9 protein-coding genes are annotated in these 4820 nt (G+C 65.5%); 5 read left to right on the forward strand and 4 right to left on the reverse strand.

The genetic code is table 11. The features are described from left to right. The first annotated feature begins 75 nt into the window (after positions 1-75). Entirely contained in the window at positions 76-921 is an 846-nt protein-coding gene (locus ACFWPJ_RS24930; protein ID WP_378854815.1) for a DUF5995 family protein, read from the forward strand. A 32-nt stretch (positions 922-953) separates the two neighbouring features. On the opposite strand, the gene ACFWPJ_RS24935 is transcribed toward ACFWPJ_RS24930, so the two are convergent. Further along, positions 954-1598 (reverse strand): dihydrofolate reductase family protein, encoded by a 645-nt coding sequence (locus ACFWPJ_RS24935; RefSeq protein ID WP_378854816.1) that lies wholly within the window; start codon positions 1596-1598, stop codon positions 954-956. Positions 1599-1655: 57 nt separating this feature from the next. On the opposite strand from ACFWPJ_RS24935, the gene ACFWPJ_RS24940 reads away from it, so the two are divergent. Continuing rightward, complete coding sequence (locus tag ACFWPJ_RS24940; RefSeq protein WP_378854808.1) at positions 1656-2195, forward strand: winged helix-turn-helix transcriptional regulator; 540 nt, start codon at positions 1656-1658, stop codon at positions 2193-2195. 108 nt (positions 2196-2303) lie between these two features. On the opposite strand, the gene ACFWPJ_RS24945 is transcribed toward ACFWPJ_RS24940, so the two are convergent. Beyond that, positions 2304-2522 (reverse strand): hypothetical protein, encoded by a 219-nt coding sequence (locus ACFWPJ_RS24945; RefSeq protein WP_378854809.1) that lies wholly within the window; start codon positions 2520-2522, stop codon positions 2304-2306. Between ACFWPJ_RS24945 and merB the strand changes: the two genes are divergently transcribed. Next, the gene (gene merB / locus ACFWPJ_RS24950) at positions 2497-2811 is read left to right on the forward strand and encodes an organomercurial lyase (RefSeq protein WP_378854810.1); all 315 of its coding nucleotides are present in this window, start codon (positions 2497-2499) and stop codon (positions 2809-2811) included. The genes ACFWPJ_RS24945 and merB overlap by 26 nt on opposite strands. Before the next feature lie 148 nt (positions 2812-2959). Continuing rightward, positions 2960-3109 carry a hypothetical protein gene (locus tag ACFWPJ_RS24955; protein ID WP_378854811.1) on the forward strand — a complete coding sequence of 50 codons (150 nt, stop codon included), beginning with the start codon at positions 2960-2962 and terminating at the stop codon, positions 3107-3109. 376 nt (positions 3110-3485) lie between these two features. On the opposite strand, the gene ACFWPJ_RS24960 is transcribed toward ACFWPJ_RS24955, so the two are convergent. Then, a complete protein-coding gene (locus tag ACFWPJ_RS24960; RefSeq protein WP_378854812.1) occupies positions 3486-3791 on the reverse strand; it encodes a transcriptional regulator in 306 nt (101 codons plus the stop codon). After that, positions 3791-4276, reverse strand: coding sequence for a hypothetical protein (locus ACFWPJ_RS24965; protein WP_378854813.1), 486 nt, complete (start codon positions 4274-4276; stop codon positions 3791-3793). The genes ACFWPJ_RS24960 and ACFWPJ_RS24965 overlap by 1 nt, the downstream gene beginning before the upstream one ends. Before the next feature lie 295 nt (positions 4277-4571). Between ACFWPJ_RS24965 and ACFWPJ_RS24970 the strand changes: the two genes are divergently transcribed. Then, on the forward strand, positions 4572-4820 hold a 249-nt coding region (locus ACFWPJ_RS24970; RefSeq protein ID WP_378854814.1), incomplete at its 3' end, for a recombinase family protein.

Below are 4820 nucleotides of genomic sequence, written 5' to 3' on the forward strand. Positions count from 1 at the left end.
GTTCCGGCTCGCGGGTGGTGGAATCTGCGGGTGCGTTTATCGAGCGGAATAGCTGCTGTCGCTGCGGCTCTGATCATGACCCTGCCCGCTGTCGTCGCGGGACCGGCCACCGGCGCTGTTCGCGATACCGCGTGTGGTTCGACGCTGTCGTCGGCCGATATCGCCGACATCGCACGGCTGTCGGATACTTCGACGATCACCGGCGCCGACAGTCTCGCGCGACTCGAGAACGCGGTGGACCGTCACCGCCAGATCACCGAGATCCTCGTCGCCCACCGGGATCTGCGCGGTCTGTTCGCCATCGGCCTCGACGGCGTCGAATACGCGGCCGTCATGCCGCTGCAGCGCGACCCCGCCGCGTTCGCGAACCGCGAATACGCGCACGCGATCAGCACGGAACTCCTGCGCCGATTCCTGGACAACCTGCATGCCGAATTCACCGGCGGCGTCACCGAACCCCACTGGGCTCACTACTTCGCCCTCGCCCAGGACTGCGGCGTATCCAGAGCTCGCACCGCCATGGCCGGCTACAACGCCCATCTCACCGTAGACCTGACGTATTCGGTTGCGGCAGTGGGAAGCCGGCCCGAGAATGCCCCGGACTACTTCAAGATCGTCGCGAGCATCGCCGCCGTCGGCGACGTGATCATCGACCGCACGGAAGCGGCCTACGGCGCCGACCTCGGCCCACTGTGGCGGTTCTACTTCGTCGGCGAGGGACTCGACCAGCTGTTCGGCGCCGGCGTCGCCACCGAGCAAATGCTCATCGCCGCCGACCTGGGCGCCAATACCGTCATCTTCACCAACGGCCTTGCCCTGCAGGACCCCGCCCTCGCCCCCGCGGTGCGCGCGGAGGTCACCGCCCTGTGGCAGGCGGCCGACCTGGCCTTCGACGCGCTGGCGCGGATCAACGCCCTGTGATGTGCGTCCGGCAATTGCCGGACGCCCCCCGATCACCGTCGCCAGAAGAAGTGATGCACCACCCCACTCGGGCTCGGGATCTGCTCCCAATGAAAACGGTCGACTAGTTCCTCGGGGCCCGCCCACAACCTTTCGCCGCGACCGAGTTCGACCGGCGCAACGGCGATATGCATCGTGTCGATCAGATCGGCGTCGAGGAACTGTCGAACCGTGGCGACACCGCCGCCGATTCGCACGTCCTTGCCCTCGGCGGCATCGAATGCCTGCGCCAGCGCGTCTTTCGGAGCCGCATCGAGGAAATGGAACGTGGTGTCCGCCAGCGTGAACGAGGGCCGCGGGTGGTGGGTGAGGACGAGCACCGGCGTGTGGAACGGGGGTTGGTCCCCCCACCATCCTTGCCAGTCGTGGTTGCTCCATGGCCCTCGCTGTGGACCGAATTTGTTGCGCCCCATGATCTCGGCGCCGATGTTGTTGGCGTAGTCGCGAGTGATGTAGTCGTCGAGGCCGTAGGTTCCCCCGGGGTCGGTCCGGGTGGGCCAGTGCGCGGTGGCACCCGCCCAGGACATGAAATCGCCCGGATCGGCGTGGCCGAAGGGGCGCTCGAGGCTTTGCCCCTCCCCGGCACCGTATCCATCGCTGGAAACGGAGAAGTTCTGAACGCGGACCAATGGTGTCATAGGAACCCCTTCTGGTTGCAAAGTGCAAGCGGTTAACAACCTACCTAGACTGATCCCATGGCGCAACCAGTTGCTCATGACAAACTCCCGGTGCCCCCGGGCAAGTCGGGCTGCCCGATCAACATGACGATCGAGCTGCTCGGCGACCGATGGAGCCTGATCGTCCTGCGCGACATCATGTTCGGCGGCAGCACCCACTTTCGCGAACTGCTCGCCGCCTCCATCGAGGGCATCGCGTCGAACATCCTGGCCAACCGCCTCGCGAAACTGGTCGCCGCGGGCTTGCTCACCCGAGACAACGACCCGAGCCACCGCCAGAAGGTCGAATACCATCTCACCGAGGCGTCGATCCAGCTCGTCCCGGTGATGGCCCAGCTGGGCGCGTGGGGCGCATCCTGGCTGGACACGACGCCGGAGCTGACTGTCCGCGCCGAACTACTCGCCGCCGGCGGCCCCCCGCTGTGGGCGCGATTCATGGCCGAACTCCGCGCGACCCACCTGGCCGGAGCGCCGATTCCTGACGACGGCGTGCTGGCGGAATTGACCGCCGCCTATCACGAAGCAGTCGCAGGGAATGGGCACGAAGCAGCTGGATAAACCGCATGTCGCCGCTGACCTTCCGGGCCGATCAGTGGGGCACCCGCGCCATGGGCGGACGAGGCGCCAGTGCGACTCGGTCGGTCACGTGGCGAGCTGGTTCGTCGGTCATATGGTGGTGAGCCAGGTGGCGATGTCGGTGACGACCTGTGGGTCGACATGCTGGGGCGCAACGTATTCGGCCGGGGTGGAGGGGCCGGTGCCGGGGAAGAACAGATGGTTGTCGGCGTCATAGACCCTGATGCTCACCTTGGGACGGCCGTCCAGCCCGGCCCGCCACCGGGCCAGATCATCGTCGACGGTGACCTGGGACGACGTCGTGCACACCTGCGGACACCAGAACCTGTTCTGTTCCACCGACTGCGTCGACCAGTGGCTCGAGCGCACCGGCAACGACCGCGGCTACGTCATGGACCTGACGACCCTGTGGCACTTCGCGGCCGACTGGTACACGGGACGCCTCGACTACGGCTACCAGCGCCGAGAGCCCAGCCAGGCAGCCGACTACATGCGCAAAGTCGGCCTCAGCGGCCCCTTCTGGAGCTATGACCGCCACCCGGCGCACCACGCGAGAGCGCTCGCGCACCCCACTGAACAGGACTTCGAGCGTTACTGAACGCGACTTCGAACACCGACAGGAACCACCAGGACGACCGCGCCAGCATGGCGTTCGACAAACGTGTCGAAAACGGTTGGTGTTCAACAAGTCCTGTCGGACCCTTCTCGTACATCCACGGCCATGACCGCGACGACCGATCAACCTGATGCGCGCGCTCGACGGCAAAGCCCTCGATCCGATCGGCGGAGGCGCCGCCCACGTCGGCTACGGACGAGTGCCGACCAATGGCCAGCTGCTCGACCGCCAGATTGCCGCCCTCACCGCGGCCGGATGCCCAGCGGATCTTCACCGATAAGAAGTCTGGCAGGCGAGCGAGAGGAACTGTGGGCGTGCCTGTACTAACTGCACCCCGGCGACACCTTGGTAGCGCCATCCCTGGATCGGCTCGGCCGCTCGCTGTAGGAGGCCAGGCCGCTGATTCGGGAGGGTGCCGTACGGCGTCCCAAGGCAGGACTGTGTGTAGGGCTGTGGCTTGCTGTTGTGCCAGAGCTTCGCCGTCGGGTCCGTCTGCAGTCTCGATCTCGTGGGATGCGTCGAGTGGCTGACGATGAGGTCGTGCTCGGGTCGGGGAATTCTCGTCTGGTTGTGCGATGTCATCGGTGTGACTCGCAGTGATAAGTGGCGGTGTTCTCGCGCCGCCAGATGTCTGGCGCTCAACAGATCTGAGCCGACTACACACTCTGCGCCTGTTCGGCAATTCTCCGCAGTGCCGCGAGGTGCCCGTCCAGCGCGGCACGTCCCGCCTTCGTCAGCCCGATCCAGGTTTGGGGCCGGGCATCGCGAGTCTTCTTGGCGCTCCGCACATACCCGGCGTCCTTCAAGATCTTGACCTGCTTGCTGAGCACCGAGTCGCTGATATCGAGAACCTCTCGCGCGACGGCGAATTCGACGAGATCGGCTGCGGCCAGCATGGCACACAACTTCAAACGGTTGGGTGGATGAATGATCTCGTCGAATACGGGTCCAGCAGGCGCCATCAGCGGCTGGTCCTACCTGCACGAAGATCCTCGAGCATCGCCGCGGCGATGCGTGGCGAATAGATCAGCGTGAGCCCGAAAACGGCCAACCCGGCCGCCACCATGGCCCATGCCAGGTCGAATCCCCACTGCAGTACCGCGCCGACGATCACGACCAACATGAAGCCGCCCACCCACTTCCACCCGGGCGCGACCGCGTTCGGGGTCGTGCGGTAGAAGTCGAGTCCAACGCCTGTCTTCTTGCCCACCAGCCAGCTCAGCGCGATCGGCACCAGGATGAACCCGGCCGGCACCAGCGAGGAGGGGCGGTCGTCTCCCATGCTGAACGAGGAGATCGCGAGGCCGAGGCTCAACGCCATGCCTGCGTGGTACCACCACGGAATTGCTGCCCGCTCGACCAGTCGATCCCGGGTCGCCGATACCTCTTCCAGAGCCCGTCGCGCCTCTTCAGGCGTGTGCGCCGCCCCCTGCTCAATACTTTCCATGATGGAAAGAGTATCGCCGACTTTCCATCGTGGCAAGTGAGTGGATCGCCCAATGCAAGTTGCGGAGGCCCCCTTGATGATCGGCGACGTGCCTCCACCGTTCACGCACAATCGTGTGGATGTTTCACGGCATCGAGTGTGCACGTGCCGCAGCTCGGGCACCGGCAGCAGTGTCCGCGAACGATCGTTCGCGAGACACTCTGCGGCGAAGCGGGTTCCTGCAGGTCGCCTCTGTAACGCTTGCCGTGTACGCGGCAATGTCAACCTGTCCGGGGTTCGCAATAACCTCCGCGCCATGCGAATCGGCTACGGACGGGTCTCCACCCGCGATCAACATCCAGAAGCCCAACACGACGCGCTCACCGCGGCCGGGTGTGAGGAGATCTTCATCGACAAGGCATCCGGCAAGCTCGCCTCCCGCCCGGAGTTGAGCAAGGCGCTGCTGGTGGCCAACCGGCCCAACGGTCAACTGGTGGTGACCAAGCTCGACCGTCTCGGCCGTTCCCTCGAGCACCTGATCGTGCTGTCGAAGACCCTGCAGGAC

Origin of the sequence: Nocardia sp. NPDC058497 (assembly GCF_042720195.1) — a bacterium.
In the GTDB taxonomy this organism is placed as follows: Bacteria; Actinomycetota; Actinomycetes; order Mycobacteriales; family Mycobacteriaceae; genus Nocardia.

Bases quoted from the DNA above. Each gene is read 5' to 3' on its own strand.
- ACFWPJ_RS24930 (WP_378854815.1), top strand. From the start codon at position 76: ATGACCCTGCCCGCTGTCGTCGCGGGACCGGCCACCGGCGCTGTTCGC.
- ACFWPJ_RS24935 (WP_378854816.1), bottom strand. From the start codon at position 1,598: ATGACACCATTGGTCCGCGTTCAGAACTTCTCCGTTTCCAGCGATGGA.
- ACFWPJ_RS24940 (WP_378854808.1), top strand. From the start codon at position 1,656: ATGGCGCAACCAGTTGCTCATGACAAACTCCCGGTGCCCCCGGGCAAG.
- ACFWPJ_RS24955 (WP_378854811.1), top strand. From the start codon at position 2,960: ATGCGCGCGCTCGACGGCAAAGCCCTCGATCCGATCGGCGGAGGCGCC.
- ACFWPJ_RS24960 (WP_378854812.1), bottom strand. From the start codon at position 3,791: ATGGCGCCTGCTGGACCCGTATTCGACGAGATCATTCATCCACCCAAC.
- ACFWPJ_RS24965 (WP_378854813.1), bottom strand. From the start codon at position 4,276: ATGGAAAGTATTGAGCAGGGGGCGGCGCACACGCCTGAAGAGGCGCGA.